Origin of the sequence: Neorhizobium vignae, assembly GCF_000732195.1 — a bacterium.
In the GTDB taxonomy this organism is placed as follows: Bacteria; Pseudomonadota; Alphaproteobacteria; order Rhizobiales; family Rhizobiaceae; genus Neorhizobium; species Neorhizobium vignae.
In genome coordinates this window covers 36,496-55,804 of the sequence record NZ_JNNU01000017.1, presented here as the reverse complement: position 1 = coordinate 55,804, position 19,309 = coordinate 36,496, and the positions used below count along the sequence as shown (strand labels likewise).

Genomic DNA, 19,309 nt, shown 5'->3' with positions numbered 1-19,309 from the left:
CAGACAAGTGAGTAGTGAGAATGAACGACGACCTCTCGAAACGGCGCCTCGGGCGCGGCCTTGCAGCTCTTATCGGTGAGATGGACCAGCCGGCACCTGTCAACAATGGTGCCCGCAGTGTCAACCCGGATCGCATGGTGCCGATCGAGCATGTGTCGCGCAATCCGAAAAACCCGCGCCGGAGCTTCGACGAAGGTGAGCTGCAGGATCTCGCAAGTTCCATTCGTCAGCATGGCATCGTTCAACCGGTCGTCGTTCGGCCGCGCGGTGCCGATCAGTTTGAAATCATAGCCGGCGAACGCCGCTGGCGTGCGGCCCAACTGGCGGGACTGGTCGAGATTCCGGTTATCGTTCGCGATGTGGATGATCGGACGGCGCTCGAAATCGCCATTGTCGAAAACGTACAGCGCTCGGATCTCAACCCTTTGGAAGAGGCGCTGGGTTATGATCAGCTGATTGCCGAGCATGGTTACACCCAGAATGATCTTGGTGAAATCATCGGCAAGAGCCGCAGCCATGTGGCCAATAGCCTCCGTCTGCTGAAACTACCCGAGCCCGTTCGGGAGATGCTGGCGGGAGGCAGCCTTTCCGCGGGTCACGCCCGTGCACTTATCACGACATCGGATCCGGTTTCGCTGGCGCGTACGATTGTCGCCAAGGGCATGTCTGTTCGCGATGCTGAGAAGCTGGCTCAAAACGACATCAAGGCTCAATCGGAGCCCGCAAATGTTTCGAAAGCGGAACAAAAGGACTCCGACACTCTTGCGTTGGAGCGCACACTGTCTGACTCATTAGGGCTGGACGTGAAGATCAACCACAAGAACGGTGGCGGGCAGATCAGGATCGGCTATCGTACGCTTGAGCAGCTCGAGGAGATATGCCGCCTTCTTGAGCGGCGATAACCTAGTCTATTCAACGGCTTGATTGAATAGCTGTAGCCATCAGCGTGTGGAACGCAATATTGGGTTCCAGGCTCTGCCTCTGTCGCGACATCAAAATTGCAGCCTGCAACCTCTCCGTTTCACGGGCAAGTGCCGGTGAACTCCAGGTTCTCAGTGCTTTTTCGATGATCGGCTTCCGCTTGAAGTGAATATGCCTGCCGAGCGTCATCATGACCTGGGCGGTCTGGAGCTTCTTCTCCTCCATCTCAGCCTTCATCAGATCCAGCAGCTGGAATTGCTTCAGGCACGATTGCAGGACGAGAAAAACCGGTGTCTTCGACGAGACGATCTTTTGGATGGCGCGATGCAGAGCCGGCAAATCGCCGCCAAGGATTGCATCGACGGCTTCGTCAGCTGAAACTGCGCTCGCATCGCCGATGATCTCATCGATCTGTGCCTCTTCGACTATGCCTGTGCCGCGGCAGTAAAGCGCGAGTTTCCGGATCTCGTTCCGGGAGGCTATGCGGTCTCCCCCAAGCAGCTCCAGGAGCCTCTGGCGGGCGCTAGGGCTGATCCTGAGGCCTTCACTCCCCAGTTCCGAATCGATGAGGCTGTTCAAAGCCTTGATGTCGTCCGCGTAGCAGGGAATGACGGCGATGGATCGGGAGGGTTCGGCGATCTTGCGCAGCCCGCTCCCTTTCTTGAGGTCGCCGGCCTCGACGATCAGGATGTTCGCTGGAGCCGGGCCGTCCGCCAAAACCTGCATCGCGTCCAGGAGCGGTTTTTCGTTGGCAGCGCCACGCAGCCAAACGAGCTTCGAACCGCCGAAAAGGCCCATTGAGTTCACTTCATCGAGAAGCCGTCCGGGATCGCCCTGAAGGTCCGAAACGTCGAGCTTGAGCATCGCAAACGGATCATCTTGGGAGATGCCCGTCCTGCCCGCGATGAGCGCCGCACGTTCGGAAACGAGACCACGGTCTGGACCGTAGATCACGAAAATCTTGTAGAGTTCCGCACTCTTCTCGGCAAACCGATCGAATTCGTGGGACTTTACTTCTGCCATACCGTCTGCGGCTGAGGTTCGCGCGAAAGCGCAATCGCGATCTCGGCGCGGATGAACTCGGCAAGTTCTCTTGCGGCGCGGTTTTCAGCGTCGCGAACGGCGCGGAGGCCAGCATAGCCCTGGCCCGAAATATCGATGAGCGCGACGACCTGACGTTTCCCGGACTTCAGCACCTGCCCGTCGCTGATGCGGCTTATCGTGTAGGTGCCTTCCACCTGGACGCGACCGGGGACCGGTACGCCGGTCGGAGACACGTTGTCGTCGTCCTCGTCGTCCTCGTCGTCAATGATGGTCGAGGCCGTGCTCTTGGTTACGAGCTTCACGTCGTAAGCAGGACGGGTCGCCTCGCCGGCACCGCCGGAGGTCAGGAAGACCAGATGGTTGCGGACTACCTGGTCGAGGCGGGTGTGGGGTTGCTCGAAGCCGACCGAAGCCAGCCGCTCACCGGTGCCGGAAGCTTCCGAATAAAGCGGGCGGACCTGGCAGCCGGCCAAGAGTGTCAGCGTTATCAGGCCGGATACGAACCCGAAACGACGAAGAGAGCGGTCAAACGACAATGTTTACGATCCTCTGTGGGACGACGATGACTTTCTTCGGCGCCCGGCCTTCAAGCGCCGCTTTGACCGCATCCAGCGCCAGAACCGCAGCTTCGACCGCACTTTGATCCGCGTCGCGCGCGATTGTCAATTCGCCGCGCTTCTTGCCGTTGATTTGGACCGGCAGTGTGACCTCGTTTTCGATGACGAGAGTTTCGTCATATTGCGGCCAGGCAGACAGGGAGAGGAGTTCCTTGTTGCCGAGAACCGCCCAGCATTCCTCGGCCAGATGCGGCGTCATCGGGGCGACGAGCTGGATCAGGATCTCCGAGGCGTTGCGGACGGCAGCGCGATAGGCGGCATCGCCCTCCCCGGCTGCGACCCGGCCGAGCGGCGCTGCAAGTGCGTTCACCAGCTCATAGATGCGCGCCACGGCCTTGTTGAAGGAGAGCTTGTCATAGTCGCCCTGAACCGCCTTCAGCGTCTTGTGGGCGAGCTGCGAGATCGCCAGAGCCTCACCGTTCTTAGCCGGCGCGGGATCGATACCCACGAGGTTTTCGGAGGCTTCGGAAATCAGGCGCCACAAGCGCTGCGTGAAACGATGGGCGCCTTCGACACCGGCTTCCGACCAGATGACATCGCGGTCCGGCGGGGAGTCGGACAATACGAAGAAGCGTGCGGTATCGGCACCGTAGGAGGCGATGATATCATCCGGATCGACGACGTTCTTCTTCGACTTTGACATTTTCTCGATCGAGCCGATGGTGACCTCTTCGCCACCCTTCAGCATGGTGGCGCGGCGTTTGCCGTCGATCTCCTCGATCTTGATATCAGCCGGAGCGACCCATTCGCCGTTCGGACCGGTGCCACGGCGATAGGTTTCATGCACGACCATGCCCTGCGTGAAGAGGCCCTTGAAGGGCTCCTTGACCTCGACATGGCCGGTTTCGCGCATGGCGCGGGTGAAGAAACGCGAATAGAGCAGGTGCAGGATCGCGTGCTCGATGCCGCCGATATACTGGTCAACCGGCAGCCAGCGATTGGCAACGGCCGGGTCCGTCGGATCCTTCTCCCAGGGCGCCGTGAAGCGGGTGAAATACCAGCTCGAATCGACGAACGTGTCCATCGTGTCCGTCTCGCGGCGGGCATCCTTGCCGCATTGCGGGCAGGCGACATGGCGCCAGGCCGGATGGCGGTCGAGCGGATTGCCGGGCAGGTCGAAGGTGACGTCGTCGGGCAGCTTGACCGGCAGGTCCGCCTTCGGCACCGGCACCACGCCGCAATCGTCGCAGTGGATGACCGGGATCGGGCAGCCCCAGTAGCGCTGGCGGGAAATGCCCCAGTCGCGCAGGCGGAAATTCACCTTGCGCTCGCCCTGCGGCATGTTGCCGACGATCGTTCCCGACAGACGATCTGCAACGATCGCAAAGGCTTCGTCCGTTGTCTTGCCGTCCAGGAAGCGCGAATTGATCATCACGCCGTCATCGACATAAGCGGTGTCGCCGACGGTAAAGGTCGCGGCATCGCCGTCCTTCGGCATGACGACAGGAACGACCGGCAGGCCGTACTTGCGGGCGAAATCCAGGTCGCGCTGGTCCCCGGACGGGCAGCCGAAGATGGCGCCGGTGCCGTAATCCATCAGCACGAAATTGGCGACATAGACGGGCAGTTCCCAGGAGGGGTCGAGCGGGTGCCTGACGCGGATGCCTGTGTCGATGCCCTTCTTTTCGGCTGTTTCCAGCGCTGCGAGCGAGGTTCCGTGATGGCGGCATTCCTCGGCGAAAGCTTCGATAGCCGGATTCGACGCCGCAGCGGCCTTGGCCAGCGGATGGTCGGCGGCGATCGCCAGGAAGGAGGCGCCGAACAGGGTGTCGGGACGGGTCGTGTAGACCACGACTTCGCTCTCGCCGGCGGGTGCCGTCGAGCCGACGATTTCCCAGCGGATCGTCAGGCCTTCGGAGCGACCGATCCAGTTCTTCTGCATCAGCCGGACTTTTTCAGGCCACTGGTCGAGGGTGTCGAGCGAGTCCAGCAGGTCCTGGCTGAAATCGGTGATCTTGAAGAACCACTGCACCAGGTCGCGCTGTTCCACCAGCGCGCCGGAACGCCAGCCGCGGCCGTCGATGACCTGTTCGTTGGCGAGAACCGTCTGGTCGACCGGGTCCCAGTTGACCTTGGACTGCTTGCGGTAGACCAGACCCTTTTCCATCATGTCGAGGAAGAGGTGCTGCTGCTGCTGATAATATTCCACGTCGCAGGTGGCGAATTCGCGTGACCAGTCGAGCGACAGGCCCATGGCCTTCAGCTGCGCCTTCATGGATTCGATGTTCTGATAGGTCCAGGTTTTCGGATGCACCTTGTTGTCGCGGGCGGCGTTTTCAGCCGGCATGCCGAAAGCGTCCCAGCCCATCGGGTGCAGGACGTTGAAGCCGCGGGCGCGCTTGTAGCGGGCTACCACGTCGCCCATGGCATAGTTGCGCACATGGCCCATGTGGATGCGGCCCGACGGATAGGGAAACATCTCCAGAACGTAGTATTTTTCGCGCGGATCGCTGTTGTCGGTCTCGAAAACCTTGGCATCATTCCAGGTTTGCTGCCAACGGGGCTCGGCATCGCGCGGATTATAACGTTCAGTCGCCATTTCAATGATATTCCGGGAAAACAGGATCAGGAGTCGGGCGAGACCTTCACCATGAAACCCTGCAAGCGTCAAGTTTTACAGGGTCGGGAAAGGCCAAGTTTAGGGCGAAACACCCTTGGCAGAGCCTTATATGAGGGCTAAGCGCTGAGCTTGCAAGAAAAGCGGAAGGCATGAGTCATGAGCGTTGAAGAACGGCTGCGGGATGTGAAAGCTCGGATCGAGAAGGCGGAGCGCCTGTCGAAGCGGCCGGCGGGGTCGGTGAGGCTTGTGGCGGTTTCGAAGACGTTCGATGCGGAAGACATCCGCCCGGTGATTGCGGCCGGGCAGCGGGTGTTCGGCGAGAACCGCGTACAGGAAAGCCAGGGCAAGTGGCCGGCACTCAAGGCCGAGACGCCGGATCTCGAACTGCACCTGATCGGGCCGCTGCAGTCGAACAAGGCCGCGGATGCCGTAGCGCTGTTCGACGTCATCGAAACGGTGGACCGGGAAAAGATCGCCCGCGCGCTTGCCGAGGAGATAAAGAGACAAGGCAAGGCGCCAAAGCTCTATGTGCAGGTGAATACCGGCCTGGAGCCGCAGAAGGCCGGGATCGAGCCGAAAGAGACCGTCGCCTTCGTGGAGTTCTGCCGCAAGGAACTCGGGCTTTCGATCGAGGGGCTGATGTGCATTCCGCCCGCCGAGGAAAATCCGGGGCCGCATTTTGCACTGCTCGCCAAGCTCGCCAAGGAATGCGGTGTCGAAAAGCTCTCCATGGGCATGTCCGGCGATTTCGAGACGGCTGTCGAATTCGGCGCGACCAGCGTCCGGGTCGGCTCGGCCATCTTCGGTTCGCGCTGAAAAAGGCTTTTGCCAGGCGCCTAGCGCTTTCGTCGGGCTTCCCGGCACCTCCCGAGCACCCTAGATTGGATTTTCCGGGCTGTGCTCATGTGACGGGAGGTGCAGATGCAAAGCCGCTATTTCGACGTTTATGAAGGCTGGCAACAGGATCCGGAAGGGTTCTGGAAAAGCGCGTCCACCGCCATCGACTGGTTCAAGGAACCGGAGAAGGTTTTCGACGGCGACCAGGGCGTCTATGGACGCTGGTTTACCGGCGGCGAGACCAATACCTGCTACAACTGTCTCGACCGCCACGTGGCGGCCGGCCGTGGCGGGCAGCGCGCCTTTATCCACGACAGCGCCATGACGGGAAAACAGCAGACTTTCACCTATGCCGAGGTTCTCGACGAGGTGAAGGCGATTGCCGCGGTTCTCCTCGACCTCGGCATCGGCAAGGGCGACCGCGTGGTCATCTACATGCCGATGGTGCCGGAGGCGGTGTTTTCGATGCTGGCCTGTGCGCGGCTGGGGGCGGTGCATTCGGTCGTGTTCGGCGGATTTGCGGCGCAGGAACTGGCGGCACGGCTGAACGATTCGGAAGCGAAACTGGTGATCAGCACGAGCTGCGGTCTGGAGCCCAACCGCATCGTTGCCTACAAGCCGCTGCTCGACCAGGCGATCGACATCGCCCTGGTGAAGCCGAAACATTGCCTCATCCTGCAGCGCGAGCAGCTTAGAGCAGAGCTGCGCCCCGAGCGGGGCGATCTGGATTTTTCGGAGGCCGTCGACAGGGCGCGGGGCAGGGACATCGAATGCGTGCCGGTCAAGGCGACCGATCCGCTCTACATTCTCTATACATCCGGGACGACGGGCCAGCCGAAGGGAGTCGTTCGCGACAATGGCGGGCACATGGTGGCGCTGCATTGGAGCATGGAAAACATTTTCGGCGTCAAGCCGGGGGAGGTGTTCTGGACGGCATCCGATATCGGCTGGGTCGTCGGCCATTCGTATATCGTCTATGCGCCGCTGCTCACCGGCAATACCAGCGTCATCTTCGAAGGCAAACCTGTCGGAACGCCGGATGCGGGCACGTTCTGGCGCGTCGTCAGCGATCATGACGTGAAAGTGCTGTTCACGGCGCCGACGGCTTTTCGGGCGATCCGCCGCGACGATCCTGAGGGCGAACTGGTCGAGAACTACGATCTTCTCGGAATGCGCGCGTTGTTCCTCGCCGGCGAGCGAGCCGATTCGGAAACGTTGAAATGGGCCGAGCAGAAGCTGAAGATCCCGGTGATCGATCACTGGTGGCAGACGGAGACGGGCTGGCCGGTAGCCGCCAATACGGTGGGGCTCGGTCTGATGCCGGTCAAGCACGGTTCGCCGACGCGGCCGATGCCGGGTTATGCGCTCGACGTGCTGGACGATGCCGGCTATCCGGTGCCGCGCGGCACGCTCGGCAATATCGTCATCAAGCTGCCGCTGCCGCCCGGCTGCCTCGTCAGTTTCTGGAATGCCGACCAGCGGTTTCGCGAGGCCTGCCTCGACGAGTTTCCGGGCTACTACAAGACGGCGGATGCCGGGATGATGGACGAGGACGGCTATATCTTCGTAATGGCGCGCACCGACGACATCATCAACTGCGCCGGCCACCGGCTTTCCACCGGGGCGATGGAGGAAGTCTGCGCCAAACACCCCGATGTCGCCGAATGTGCGGTGATCGGCGTCCATGATGCGACCAAGGGGCAGATCCCTTGCGGTTTCATGGTGCTGAAGAACCATGTTTCACGGGAAACGTCCGATATCGCGAGAGAAGTGGCCGAACTGGTGCGCAACGAGATCGGTCCGGTCGCGGCGTTCAAGACGGTCATGGTGGTGCACAAGCTGCCGAAGACCCGATCGGGCAAGATATTGCGCGGCACGATGCAGAAGATCGCCGACGACATGCCGTGGAAGATGCCGGCAACAATCGAGGATGCAACGGTGCTTGACGAGATCACCGCGATCCTCAAGGCCAATGGCTATGCCCGCGAAGGCAGCGGCCTGAAACAGAGCGCCTGAACAAAAAAAGCCCCGGATCGTCTCCGGGGCTTTTTTTCGTGCAATCGAAATGGGTCGATCAGAAGCGGTCGTCTTCCTCGTCGTCGTCGCGACGGGTGGACTTGAGCGACGAGAGCTTGGCAAACACGGCGTCTGCGTCGATCTCCTTTTCCTTCTCTTCCTCGCGCTCGTTGCGATAGTTGAAGCCGAGGTTCTCGGTTTCGCTCGCGGGCTGCAGGGAAGCGCCGAGTTCGGCGGCGGTCGGAAGCGGACGGCCCTTGGAGGCGCGTTCGACTTCGAGATCGAGGTCGATCTGGCTGCAGAGGCCGAGCGTGACCGGATCCATCGGTGTCAGGTTCGTCGAGTTCCAGTGGGTGCGCTCGCGGATCTGCTCGATCGTCGACTTGGTGGTGCCGACGAGACGGGAGATCTGGGCGTCTTTCAGTTCCGGATGATTGCGGACCAGCCAGAGAATGGCGTTGGGGCGATCCTGGCGCTTCGAGACCGGCGTGTAGCGCGGGCCGCGGCGCTTCGATTCGGGCACGCGAACCTTCGGCTCGGAAAGTTTCAGCTTGTAGTTGATGTCCTTTTCGCCGCGCTCGATTTCATCGCGCGAAAGCTGACCGGTGGCGATCGGGTCGAGGCCCTTGATGCCCTGCGCCGCTTCGCCGTCCGCGATGGCCTTCACCTCGAGCGGGTGAAGCTTGCAGAAATTGGCGATCTGATCGAAGGAAAGCGCGGTATTGTCGACCAGCCATACAGCGGTCGCCTTCGGCATGAGCAATTGTTGAGCCATGGGTATAGGTCCTCTGTCCGTCCGCGCCGGTGTCGCGGGCCGTGGGTATCAACCACAATTTCCGGGAATTTACCGCCCTATAATCGAATTGGGACGGAATTGCAAATCTTTGAAGCGAGATCGTCACTGCCCGGATGAACGTTTGTCTAATTGCCGCACTTGCCTCACCTGTTATGAATGCGGCACATATCGCTGACGGCTCGATGCGTCGTCATGCGTGCCAATTCAGGGAGGTGTTCATGTCCGAAAAAGTCTACCCGGTCCTCAAGTCTGCCAAAGCAAAAGCGCTCATCGACAAGGACAAATACGAAAAGTGGTACGAGGAGAGCGTCGAGGATCCGGACAAGTTCTGGGGCAAGCACGGAAAGCGCATCGACTGGTTCAAGCCCTATACCAAAGTCAAGAACACCTCCTTCAAGGGCAAGGTCTCGATCAAGTGGTTCGAAGACGGCCTGACCAACGTCTCCTACAATTGCATCGATCGCCATCTCAAGACCCATGGGGAGCGCACGGCGCTGATCTGGGAAGGCGACAATCCCTATATCGACAAGAAAATCACCTATAACCAGCTTTACGATCAGGTCTGCCGGCTGGCGAACGTCCTGAAGAAGCACGGCGTCAAGAAGGGCGACCGCGTCACCATCTACATGCCGATGATCCCTGAAGCGGCCTATGCGATGCTCGCCTGCGCCCGTATCGGCGCGGTGCATTCGGTCGTGTTCGGCGGGTTTTCGCCGGAGGCGCTGGCCGGCCGCATCATCGACTGCCAGTCCACCTTCGTGATCACCTGCGACGAGGGCGTGCGCGGCGGCAAGCCGGTGCCGCTCAAGGACAATACCGATACGGCGATCCATATCGCGGCCCGCCAGCACGTGATCGTCAACAAGGTGGTGGTGGTGCGCCGCACCGGCGGCAAGACCGGCTGGGCGCCGGGGCGCGACGTCTGGTACCACCAGGAAATCGCCACCGTGAAGGGACATTGCGAGCCGGTGAAGATGAAGGCGGAGGATCCGCTGTTCATCCTCTACACGTCGGGTTCCACCGGCAAGCCGAAGGGCGTGCTGCACACGACCGGCGGTTACCTCGTCTTCGCGGCGATGACCCACGAATATACGTTCGACTACCATGACGGCGACATCTACTGGTGCACGGCGGATGTGGGCTGGGTGACCGGCCATTCCTACATCGTCTACGGGCCGCTGGCGAACTGCGCCACCTCGCTGATGTTCGAAGGCGTGCCGAACTTCCCGGACCAGGGCCGCTTCTGGGAAATCATCGACAAGCACAAGGTCAACATCTTCTACACCGCGCCGACGGCGATCCGTTCGCTGATGGGTGCCGGCGACGAATTCGTGAAGCGCTCCTCGCGGGAAAGCCTGCGACTGCTCGGCACGGTCGGCGAGCCGATCAACCCCGAAGCCTGGGAATGGTATTACAACGTGGTCGGCGACAAGCGCTGCCCGATTGTCGATACCTGGTGGCAGACGGAAACCGGCGGCCACATGATCACGCCGCTGCCGGGCGCCATCGACCTGAAGCCGGGTTCGGCGACCGTACCGTTCTTCGGTGTGAAGCCGGAACTGGTCGACAGCGAGGGCAAGGTGCTGGAAGGGGCGGCCGATGGCAATCTCTGCATCAGCGACGCCTGGCCTGGCATGATGCGCACGGTCTATGGCGACCACGAGCGGTTCATCCAGACCTATTTCTCCACCTACAAGGGCAAATATTTCACCGGTGACGGATGCCGGCGCGACGATGACGGTTATTACTGGATCACCGGCCGCGTCGATGACGTGCTCAACGTCTCCGGTCACCGGCTCGGCACCGCGGAAGTGGAATCGGCGCTCGTCTCGCACCACCTCGTCTCGGAAGCGGCGGTGGTCGGTTATCCGCACAACATCAAGGGCCAGGGCATCTATTGTTACGTGACCCTGATGTCCGGCCATGAGGGCAATGACGCGCTGCGTCAGGAATTGGTGAAGCACGTCCGCCAGGAGATTGGCCCCATCGCGGCGCCGGGCAAGATCCAGTTCGCACCCGGCCTGCCGAAAACCCGCTCCGGCAAGATCATGCGCCGCATCCTGCGCAAGATCGCCGAGGACGACTTCGGCGCGCTCGGGGATATCTCGACGCTCGCCGATCCGGGCGTGGTGGAAGACCTGATCGCCAACCGCCAGAACAAGGCGGGTTGATTTCAAAGGGGCCGCTCGGGAAACCGGGCGGCCTTTTCAGTTCGTGTCGCAGACCTGTTGCGGCTTGCGCCCGCCGTCATAGGTCTGCACCAGACCTGCCAGCAGCAGGTCGTGCCCGGCGCCGCGGCCATCGAGGAGCACCACGTCGGCGACGATGCGACCGAAATATTTGTCGCCGGAAATATGGGTGAGCTGAATTTTGCGTGATTGGACGGTCAGCGCTTCGAGTGCACGTTGGGCGTCAAGGCCCGCCTCACGAAGCCGCTCGCATTTCGATTTCAGCTCCGGCGCATCGATGCCGCGGATGCGGACATAAACTTCCATCTTCTGCTGCGGCCAGGGCTGCGCTTCAACCAGCAGCGTATCGCCGTCGATGACCCGCAGGATTTCCGCCGCTACCGGCCCGGAAATCTCGTCACGTGCTGCGGCTGCCGTGGCGAACACCGCAACGAGGCAGGTGAGAATATGAAGCGACTTGATCATGGAAAGGAATAAATTCCGATCAATGACGCAAGTCAATAGGAATATTTACTTAGAAATCGATCGCCCGGCCGTTGATCTCCCAGTCGCCGAAGCGGGCGGGGTCGGCGCCGCCGCGGCCGCCGAATTCCTCGGGCATTTGGGCCTTGGCTGCTGCCTGGCGGCGTTCTTCGGCTTCCTTGAGCGCGCGCTCCGCAGCTGGGGAAAGCTGCTTCTTCGGAGCACCTTCTTCCGGTAGGATTTCGGAATTGTCGTTATCTGCGTTTTGCATCTTGGGCTTTGCCGGGTCGATTATTGAAAATTCTGGTTGAATTGACCACATCATAGGGCGTCCGCGCCCGGGGGAAAACCCTTTAACTGCCTTGAGGCGATCGGCAACGGGAGAGATGACGATGAATGTAATGCGCACCGCCATGCTTCTGGCCTTCATGACGGCCCTGTTCATGGGGATCGGTTTTCTGATCGGCGGCAAGGGCGGCATGATGATCGCGCTGGTGATCGCTGCCGGCATGAACCTGTTTTCCTACTGGAATTCCGACAAGATGGTGCTGTCGGCCTATCATGCCCAGGAGGTCGATGCGCGCAGCGCGCCGGAATTCTACAACATGATCCGCGACCTTTCGGCCAATGCCGGCCTGCCGATGCCGAAGGTCTATGTCTACGACAATCCGCAGCCGAACGCCTTTGCGACCGGCCGTAACCCGCAGAACGCGGCCGTTGCCGCCTCCACCGGGCTGATGCAGCGGTTGACGCATGAGGAAGTGGCGGGCGTGATGGCGCACGAGCTCGCGCATATCCAGAACCGCGATACGCTGATCATGACGATCACCGCGACGCTTGCCGGCGCGATCTCGATGCTCGGCAATTTCGCCTTCTTCTTCGGCGGCAATCGCGAGAACAACAACCCGCTCGGTTTCGTCGGCGTGCTGGTGGCGATGATCGTCGCTCCGTTCGCGGCCATGCTGGTGCAGATGGCGATCAGCCGGACGCGCGAATATTCGGCCGACCGTCGCGGTGCCGAGATCTGCGGCAATCCGCTGTGGCTCGCCTCGGCACTCGGCAAGATCGCTGGTGCGGCGCATCAGATCCCGAACTACGAGGCCGAACGTAATCCGGCAACGGCGCATATGTTCATCATCAACCCGCTGTCGGGCGAGCGCATGGACAACCTGTTCTCGACCCATCCGGACACCGGGAACCGTATCGCCGCGCTGCAGCAGATGGCGGCTGAGTTCCGCAACGGTGCCTCGACGGCCGGGTTCCAGGCTGATAGACCGCAGCGCACCGCGCGCTCCGTTCCGAATACTGGTTGGGGTCGCGGCTCGGATGAACCGCGCAAAGGTCCCTGGTCTTGAACGAAGACAAGAAGAACAAGAAGCCATACAAGTCATCGGGCAAACCAGCCGAACAGCGCAGGAGACCGGCCCACTCGGAGCGGGAAAACGGGCCCTTCAAGGCGGGCCTCGAAGTTCGTGTCACGGCCGCCAAGCTTCTGGCGGCCGTCGTTGACCGCAAGATCTCGCTCGATGGCATGCTCGACCTCGTCCACGGCAATCCGGCCTATCGGGCGCTCAGCGATGCCGACAGGGCGCTGACGCGCGCCATTCTCAATACCGCACTCCGGCATCTGCCGCGCATCGAGGCGGCGATCGCTTCGCTGATCGATACGCCGCTGCCGGAAGGCGCGCGGGCGCTTCACCATGTGCTGGTGATCGCCGCAGCGCAGATCCTGCATCTCGACGTGCCGCCGCATGCTGCCGTCGACCTTGCGGTCGAGCAGGCCAATCGCGACCCGCGCAACCGCCGTTTCGCCAAGCTGGTGAATGCGGTCCTGCGCCGGATGGACCGGGAAAAGGATGAGATCCTTGCCTCGACCGCAACGATTTCCCCGGTACCGGCATGGTTCCGCAAGCGCCTGGTCGCCCTCTACGGCGAGGCGGAGGCGGATCGTATCGCCGAAGCGCAGCTAGTCCCGGCGGCCATCGACCTGACGGTCAAGTCCGATCCCGCTGCCTGGGCGGAAAAGCTCGGCGGCACGGTTCTGCCGACCGGCAGCATTCGCCTGACGGCCTTCGATGGCGCGGTTTCCGCGCTGGAAGGGTTCGAGGACGGCGTCTGGTGGGTGCAGGATGTCGCGGCCAGCATTCCGGCAAAACTGTTCGGTGATCTCAATGGCAAGAAGGTCGCCGATCTCTGCGCGGCCCCCGGCGGCAAGACGGCGCAGCTGATTGCGGCCGGTGCCGAGGTGATCGCCGTCGAACAATCCGTTAACCGGCTGGCACGGCTCAAGGAAAACCTCGGGCGGCTTGGTTACGAGGCGGAGCTGGTCGGCGGGGATCTCTTCGAGTTCAAGCCGGCAGAACTGCTGGACGGCGTGCTTCTCGACGCGCCCTGCTCTTCTACCGGCACGACACGCCGGCATCCGGACGTGCTCTGGACCAAGGGTCCGGAGGATGTGGTGAAGCTTGCAGCTCTTCAGGAAAAGATGCTGCGCCACGCCGTCACGCTGGTGAAACCGGGCGGCATTGTCGTTTTCTCCAACTGCTCGCTTGATTCGGCAGAGGGCGAGGAACTGGTCGTGCGTGTGCTCAAGGACCATCCCGAATTGAAACGCCTCGCCGTCGATCCCAGGGACTGGCCGGGGCTGGAAGAGGCGATCTCGCCGCTTGGCGAATTCCGCACCACGCCGGCCATGCTGCCTGCGGCCGAAAATTTTGTGGGCGGCATGGATGGCTTCTTCGCGAGCGTGCTCCAGGTACGGTAAGGCTTTCTTCACCATACGGACCGATACTTTCGAACAATCTAATAGTTGATTCCCGCCGGCGGGGCGGAAGCTGATTCCTGCGGAGTATTCCAGATTGAAGATGCGGCTCGCGGATCGCCGGAGGCTCCTGTCCTTCGGCTTGCGGGAAATCTGGCGGCGCCTTTGCCGGCGGTCCGCCGGATTTCGCCTGGCCGTGACCTCGTTTTCCATGCAGGTGCCGGACCGGCTGATTGTCGCGCCGACTGATCTGAGGGCGCTCGATCCGTTCGTGGCGGAGGAGATCCTGGAAGGCCGGTTCCCGCTCGCGGGGCGGATTCTGGAAACCTATGGCCAATCGCCGTTCTCCGTCGAGTTGCCGTCGCGGGCGGCGGCGGAGCGGCTGCATTCGTTCGCCTGGCTTCGCCATATCCGCACCAACAAGACGGAAGTGGCCTGTGCCAGCGCCCGTCAGGTGGTCGCCGACTGGATCGCGCTTTACGGCCGAAGCCCGAAGGGCATCGCCTGGGAAGCGCATGTGGCGGCGGAACGGGTGATCGCCTGGCTCTCGCATTCCACCGTGGTGCTCCAGGGCGCAGAAGCCGGCTTCTACCGCCGCTTCATGAAGAGCCTCGCCTATCAGGTCCGGTATCTGAGGAAGATAGCCGGCTGCACGCCGGAGGGAGATACGCGGCTGAGGCTCAGGATCGCGCTCGCCATGGCCTCGATCTCGATGCCGACGCGGGCCGCCTACATCCGCCGCGAGGGCGGGCGGCTGGATCGGGAGCTGGAACGCCAGATCCTTGCCGATGGCGGGCATGTGTCGCGCAATCCGCGTGCGGTGCTCGACCTGCTGATCGATCTCCTGCCGCTGCGTCAGACCTATATCAATCTCGGCCACGATCTGCCGCAGAAGCTCATCCCGACGATCGACCGCATGTATCCGGCGCTGCGTTTCTTTCGCCATCAGGACGGCGATCTGGCGCTGTTCAACGGTGCGAGCTCGACGCCCGCGAGCGAACTGATGTCCGTACTGCGGTATGACGAGACGGCCGGCAAGCCGTTCAAGGCACTGCCGCATATGAACTATCATCGCCTCTCGGCGGACGGTACGACGCTGATCGTCGATACCGGTAGGCCGCTCTCCCCCGGGCTTTCGCGCGGGGCGCATGCGGGCTGTCTTTCCTTCGAGATGTCGGCGGGCCGGCATCGGTTCATCGTCAATTGCGGTTCGCCCAAATATGCCGGCCGCAACTATCGGCACATGTCGCGCTCGACGCCCGCCCATTCGACGGTGACGCTCAACGAGACCTCGTCCAGCCGCATCATCCGGTCCCGCTTTGCAGGCTCCATGCTGCTCGGCGGCGTCTCGGACGTGGAGGTCGAGCGCTGGGACGACATGCACGGCAATGACTGGCTGCGTGCCAGCCACGATGGCTACGTCCACCAGTTCGGGTTCTTTCACGAGCGCGAGATCGGCCTCAATGTGAAGGGCAACAAGATCAAGGGCCGAGACCGGCTTTACCTGCCGGAGGGCGAGGCCCCCGACAACGGGCCTTTCCTGGCGGTGGCGCGTTTCCACATCCACCCGGTCATCACGCTGTCGCGGCGGGACGAGGAAAGCGTGGCCATGCGCGCGCCGGACGGCGAGACATGGATCTTTGCGGCGCCGGGGCTGCAGGTGATGATCGACGAGGACATCTTCTTTGCCGACGTTTCCGGCGTGCGACCGAGCCAGCAGCTGGTCATCGAGTTTTCTCCGCCGGAGACTTCGGAAATACGCTGGATGCTGAGACGCGGCGAATAGGCCGTTTCTTCTTCCGCCAAGCTGTGCTAACGGGCGGCGATCTTACCTTTGCGCCGGGTTCCGCGGCGCCTTTCCAGGAGAGACCGATGGCCGTCGTTTCCAAGAAAATCCCCGCTCCCGACCGCATCAGGATCCGCACCGCGCTGCTCTCGGTCTCCGACAAGACCGGCATCATCGAGCTTGCCAAGGCCCTCACCGAGCAGGGCGTGAAGCTGCTGTCGACGGGCGGTACACACAAGGCGATCGCTGCTGCCGGTCTTGCCGTCACCGACGTATCGGAAGTCACCGGTTTTCCGGAAATCATGGACGGGCGGGTGAAGACGCTGCATCCGACGGTGCATGGCGGCCTGCTGGCGATCCGCGACGATGCGGAACATGCAGCGGCAATGAAGGAACACGGCATCGAGGGCATCGATCTCGCCGTCATCAATCTCTACCCGTTCGAGGAAGTGCGCGCCGCCGGCGGCGACTACCCGACAACGGTCGAGAACATCGATATCGGCGGACCGGCGATGATCCGCGCGTCGGCCAAGAACCATGCCTATGTGACCACCGTCACCGACCCTTCCGATTATCCGGCGCTGATCGAGGCGCTGCGTTCGAATGATGGCCAGACGGTTTATGCCTTCCGCCAGAAGCTCGCGGCCAAGGCCTATGCCCGCACGGCGGCCTATGACACGGCGATCTCCAACTGGTTTGCGGAAGCGCTCGACATCGAGATCCCGCGCTACCGGACGATCGGTGGCGTGCTGAAGGAAGAGATGCGCTACGGCGAGAACCCGCACCAGAGCGCCGGCTTTTACGTGACCGGCGAAAACCGCCCGGGCGTGGCGACCGCAAAACTGCTACAGGGCAAGCAGCTTTCCTACAACAATATCAACGATACCGATGGTGCTTTCGAGCTGATCGCCGAGTTCTCGCCGGAAAAGGCGCCGGCCTGCGCGATCATCAAGCATGCCAACCCTTGCGGCGTGGCGACCGGCCCGAGCCTGAAGGAAGCCTATCTCAGGGCGCTTGCCTGTGATTCCACCTCGGCCTTCGGCGGCATCATTGCGGTCAACCAGCTTCTCGACGCCGAGACGGCCGAGGAGATCGTCAAGCTGTTCACGGAAGTCATCATCGCGCCGGAGGTTTCCGACGAGGCCCAGGCGATCATCGCCGCCAAGAAGAACCTGCGCCTGCTGGTGACCGGCGGCCTGCCGGACCCGCGCTCGCGCGGCCTGACGGCGAAGACCGTTTCGGGCGGCCTGTTGGTCCAGACCCGCGACAACGGCATGGTCGAGGATATCGACCTGCGCGTCGTGACCAAGCGTGCGCCGACGCCGACCGAGCTCGAAGACATGAAGTTCGCCTTCAAGGTTGCCAAGCACGTGAAGTCGAACGCGGTCGTCTACGCCAAGAACGGCCAGACGGCCGGCATCGGCGCCGGCCAGATGAGCCGTATCGATTCCGCCCGCATTGCCGGCATCAAGGCGGAAGAGGCGGCCAGGGCCATGGGTTGGGCGGAGCCGATGACCAAGGGTTCCGCCGTTGCCTCGGAAGCCTTCTTCCCCTTCGCTGACGGTCTGCTTTCCGCGATCGCCGCCGGTGCCACCGCGGTCATCCAGCCGGGCGGCTCGATGCGCGACGACGAGGTGATTGCGGCCGCGGACGAGCATGGTGTGGCTATGGTCTTCACCGGGATGCGGCATTTCCGGCACTGATGTTGCTGGACGTCATGCTCTGAGGGTGGGGTGGATCCTCGGGTCGAGCCCGAGGATGACGGCGCAGAGGGTTTTTCCCGGCTGCCTAAAGAGACGTTTGATGAACCGCTAGCTTTCTTGCTTTCACCAGGCAATCCCACGCACTCCGTCATCCTCGGGCTCGACCCGAGGATCCACGTCCCGCCCGAATAGCTATCCGTCTCTACTTCCTGTTCGCCGGATAAGGCGTCGCAAGCAGCAGCAACAGCCCCGCCACGAGGAAGATGAGCAGCGTCGCCATGCCGAGCCGGGCGGAGCCGCTGGCATAGGTCATGAGTGAGAAGAACAGCGTGGCGAGGAAGCTGGTCGCCCGGCCGGACAGTGCGTAGATGCCGAAATATCGGCCGGTCTCCGAAAGACTGACGCTGCGGGCAAGGTAGGATCGTGAGGAGGCCTGGACCGGGCCGAAGGCAATGCCGATCAGCAGTCCGAACAGGATATAGGCTTTTTCCGCGGCGGTTCCGAACAGGCCGCCGCCGTCTTCTCCCGAAAGCGGCAGAACGCCGAAGAAGACGAAGCCCGGGCCGGTCGAGATGATGCCAAGCGTCGCCACCAGCAGCAGGATGAGGCTGATGATCACGACGATCTTCGAGCCAAGCAGGCGGTCGAGCCAGCCGGCGACGATGCAGCCGAAGATCGCCACGACGTTCAGGATGATGCCGTAGATGCCGATCTCGATCGTCGCCCAGCCGAACATCCCGGCCGCAAACGTGCCGCCGAGGATCAGCAGGCCGTTGACGCCGTCCTGGTAGAGCATGCGGGCGACCAGGAATTTCGCGATGCCCGTGCGCTGCCTCAGGTCCCGCAGCGTGCCGCCAAGTTCCCTTATGCCGGAGCGGACCGCCGCGGCGAGCGGCAGGCCCTTCCTGGCGTCCGGCGTGAAGAAGAACATCGGCAGGATGAACAGGAAATACCAGAGGGCGGAGATCGGACCGGTGATGCGCGCGTCCTCGCCGAGATGCGGGTCGAGGCCGAAAAGCGGGGGAATGCCGATCAGGGTCTTGCCGCTTTCGGGATTGGCTGCAAGCAGTGTCACGACGGCGATCAGCACGATCATGCCGCCGAGATAACCGAGCCCCCAGGCGACGTTGGAAATACGGCCGACATCCTGCTTGGAAACCAGCCGCGGCATCATCGAATCGTTGAAGACGGTCGAAAATTCCGCGGCGATCGACGCGAAGATCATGAAGATCATCGGCCAGATGATCGGTGAGCCGGGTGCCGCAAACCAGAGGGCCGAGACGCAGGCGATCTTGATCACCGCGAAAAAGGCAATCCAGGGTTTTCGCGGGCCTGCCTGGTCGGCGATCGAGCCGAGGATGGGGGAGAAGACGGCGATGACCAGCGACGAGACGGTCGCCATATTGCTCCACGCCGCCTGCGCCGAGACAGGATCCTCGGTCAGCCGGGCGACGAAATAGGGGCCGAAGATGAAGGTGGTGACGACGGTGAAGAACGGCTGGGCTGCCCAATCGAAGAACATCCAGCCCCAGATGCCGCGCCGGCTCGTTTTCACCGGCGCATCGTCCACATCAGTAACGGCCATTTTTCCCCCGGATCAGCCAGTTCGTTCCGTTC

15 protein-coding genes are annotated in these 19,309 nt (G+C 62.2%); 8 read left to right on the top strand and 7 right to left on the bottom strand.

The window, feature by feature from the left end; genetic code table 11:
* Window positions 1-20 precede the first annotated feature (20 nt).
* Window positions 21-902, top strand: coding sequence for a ParB/RepB/Spo0J family partition protein (locus tag GQ59_RS24465; RefSeq protein WP_037086272.1), 882 nt, complete (start codon window positions 21-23; stop codon window positions 900-902).
* A gap of 10 nt (window positions 903-912) precedes the next feature.
* Here GQ59_RS24465 and holA read toward each other — a convergent pair whose 3' ends face one another.
* Genes holA through leuS form a run of 3 tightly spaced genes read right to left on the bottom strand, consistent with a single transcriptional unit; the run spans window position 913 to window position 5,121 of the window.
* Window positions 913-1,944 carry a DNA polymerase III subunit delta gene (holA, locus tag GQ59_RS24460; protein ID WP_037086270.1) on the bottom strand — a complete coding sequence of 344 codons (1,032 nt, stop codon included), beginning with the start codon at window positions 1,942-1,944 and terminating at the stop codon, window positions 913-915.
* On the bottom strand, window positions 1,932-2,501 hold the full coding sequence (locus tag GQ59_RS24455) for a hypothetical protein (protein ID WP_051904186.1): 570 nt from the start codon (window positions 2,499-2,501) through the stop codon (window positions 1,932-1,934). The genes holA and GQ59_RS24455 overlap by 13 nt, the downstream gene beginning before the upstream one ends.
* Window positions 2,491-5,121, bottom strand: a complete 2,631-nt coding sequence (leuS, locus tag GQ59_RS24450) for a leucine--tRNA ligase (protein ID WP_037086268.1) — start codon at window positions 5,119-5,121, stop codon at window positions 2,491-2,493. Before leuS ends, GQ59_RS24455 begins: the two co-directional genes overlap by 11 nt.
* A gap of 177 nt (window positions 5,122-5,298) precedes the next feature.
* Here leuS and GQ59_RS24445 point away from each other — a divergent pair, with 177 nt between their 5' ends.
* Both GQ59_RS24445 and GQ59_RS24440 read left to right on the top strand, forming a co-directional pair.
* On the top strand, window positions 5,299-5,958 hold the full coding sequence (locus tag GQ59_RS24445; protein ID WP_037086267.1) for a YggS family pyridoxal phosphate-dependent enzyme: 660 nt from the start codon (window positions 5,299-5,301) through the stop codon (window positions 5,956-5,958).
* A 105-nt stretch (window positions 5,959-6,063) separates the two neighbouring features.
* Complete coding sequence (locus GQ59_RS24440; protein WP_051904185.1) at window positions 6,064-7,995, top strand: propionyl-CoA synthetase; 1,932 nt, start codon at window positions 6,064-6,066, stop codon at window positions 7,993-7,995.
* Window positions 7,996-8,053: 58 nt separating this feature from the next.
* On the opposite strand, the gene GQ59_RS24435 is transcribed toward GQ59_RS24440, so the two are convergent.
* Window positions 8,054-8,770, bottom strand: coding sequence for a DUF1013 domain-containing protein (locus tag GQ59_RS24435; protein ID WP_037086265.1), 717 nt, complete (start codon window positions 8,768-8,770; stop codon window positions 8,054-8,056).
* A 239-nt stretch (window positions 8,771-9,009) separates the two neighbouring features.
* On the opposite strand from GQ59_RS24435, the gene acs reads away from it, so the two are divergent.
* Entirely contained in the window at window positions 9,010-10,962 is a 1,953-nt protein-coding gene (gene acs, locus GQ59_RS24430; protein WP_037086264.1) for an acetate--CoA ligase, read from the top strand.
* Between the two features lie 36 nt (window positions 10,963-10,998).
* On the opposite strand, the gene GQ59_RS24425 is transcribed toward acs, so the two are convergent.
* On the bottom strand, window positions 10,999-11,445 hold the full coding sequence (locus GQ59_RS24425) for a thermonuclease family protein (RefSeq protein ID WP_037086263.1): 447 nt from the start codon (window positions 11,443-11,445) through the stop codon (window positions 10,999-11,001).
* Window positions 11,446-11,494: 49 nt separating this feature from the next.
* Window positions 11,495-11,713: a DUF1674 domain-containing protein gene (locus GQ59_RS24420; RefSeq protein WP_037086261.1), complete on the bottom strand. Its 219-nt coding sequence runs from the start codon at window positions 11,711-11,713 to the stop codon at window positions 11,495-11,497.
* Between the two features lie 121 nt (window positions 11,714-11,834).
* Between GQ59_RS24420 and htpX the strand changes: the two genes are divergently transcribed.
* From htpX to purH, 4 genes are all read left to right on the top strand, one after another.
* A complete protein-coding gene (gene htpX / locus GQ59_RS24415; protein WP_037086259.1) occupies window positions 11,835-12,797 on the top strand; it encodes a zinc metalloprotease HtpX in 963 nt (320 codons plus the stop codon).
* On the top strand, window positions 12,788-14,206 hold the full coding sequence (locus GQ59_RS24410; RefSeq protein WP_152564451.1) for an RsmB/NOP family class I SAM-dependent RNA methyltransferase: 1,419 nt from the start codon (window positions 12,788-12,790) through the stop codon (window positions 14,204-14,206). The genes htpX and GQ59_RS24410 overlap by 10 nt, the downstream gene beginning before the upstream one ends.
* Before the next feature lie 100 nt (window positions 14,207-14,306).
* Window positions 14,307-15,989 (top strand): heparinase II/III family protein, encoded by a 1,683-nt coding sequence (locus GQ59_RS24405; RefSeq protein WP_037086361.1) that lies wholly within the window; start codon window positions 14,307-14,309, stop codon window positions 15,987-15,989.
* An 86-nt stretch (window positions 15,990-16,075) separates the two neighbouring features.
* The gene (gene purH, locus GQ59_RS24400) at window positions 16,076-17,692 is read left to right on the top strand and encodes a bifunctional phosphoribosylaminoimidazolecarboxamide formyltransferase/IMP cyclohydrolase (protein ID WP_037086256.1); all 1,617 of its coding nucleotides are present in this window, start codon (window positions 16,076-16,078) and stop codon (window positions 17,690-17,692) included.
* A gap of 202 nt (window positions 17,693-17,894) precedes the next feature.
* Here purH and GQ59_RS24395 read toward each other — a convergent pair whose 3' ends face one another.
* Entirely contained in the window at window positions 17,895-19,277 is a 1,383-nt protein-coding gene (locus GQ59_RS24395) for an MFS transporter (RefSeq protein ID WP_037086254.1), read from the bottom strand.
* Window positions 19,278-19,309: the final 32 nt, after the last annotated feature.

What these genes read in the sequence shown, in the direction of transcription:
- GQ59_RS24465 (WP_037086272.1), top strand. Translation starts at nt 21, where the DNA reads ATGAACGACGACCTCTCGAAACGGCGCCTCGGGCGCGGCCTTGCAGCT.
- holA (WP_037086270.1), bottom strand. Translation starts at nt 1,944, where the DNA reads ATGGCAGAAGTAAAGTCCCACGAATTCGATCGGTTTGCCGAGAAGAGT.
- leuS (WP_037086268.1), bottom strand. Translation starts at nt 5,121, where the DNA reads ATGGCGACTGAACGTTATAATCCGCGCGATGCCGAGCCCCGTTGGCAG.
- GQ59_RS24445 (WP_037086267.1), top strand. Translation starts at nt 5,299, where the DNA reads ATGAGCGTTGAAGAACGGCTGCGGGATGTGAAAGCTCGGATCGAGAAG.
- GQ59_RS24440 (WP_051904185.1), top strand. Translation starts at nt 6,064, where the DNA reads ATGCAAAGCCGCTATTTCGACGTTTATGAAGGCTGGCAACAGGATCCG.
- GQ59_RS24435 (WP_037086265.1), bottom strand. Translation starts at nt 8,770, where the DNA reads ATGGCTCAACAATTGCTCATGCCGAAGGCGACCGCTGTATGGCTGGTC.
- acs (WP_037086264.1), top strand. Translation starts at nt 9,010, where the DNA reads ATGTCCGAAAAAGTCTACCCGGTCCTCAAGTCTGCCAAAGCAAAAGCG.
- GQ59_RS24425 (WP_037086263.1), bottom strand. Translation starts at nt 11,445, where the DNA reads ATGATCAAGTCGCTTCATATTCTCACCTGCCTCGTTGCGGTGTTCGCC.
- GQ59_RS24420 (WP_037086261.1), bottom strand. Translation starts at nt 11,713, where the DNA reads ATGCAAAACGCAGATAACGACAATTCCGAAATCCTACCGGAAGAAGGT.
- htpX (WP_037086259.1), top strand. Translation starts at nt 11,835, where the DNA reads ATGAATGTAATGCGCACCGCCATGCTTCTGGCCTTCATGACGGCCCTG.
- GQ59_RS24405 (WP_037086361.1), top strand. Translation starts at nt 14,307, where the DNA reads ATGCGGCTCGCGGATCGCCGGAGGCTCCTGTCCTTCGGCTTGCGGGAA.
- purH (WP_037086256.1), top strand. Translation starts at nt 16,076, where the DNA reads ATGGCCGTCGTTTCCAAGAAAATCCCCGCTCCCGACCGCATCAGGATC.
- GQ59_RS24395 (WP_037086254.1), bottom strand. Translation starts at nt 19,277, where the DNA reads ATGGCCGTTACTGATGTGGACGATGCGCCGGTGAAAACGAGCCGGCGC.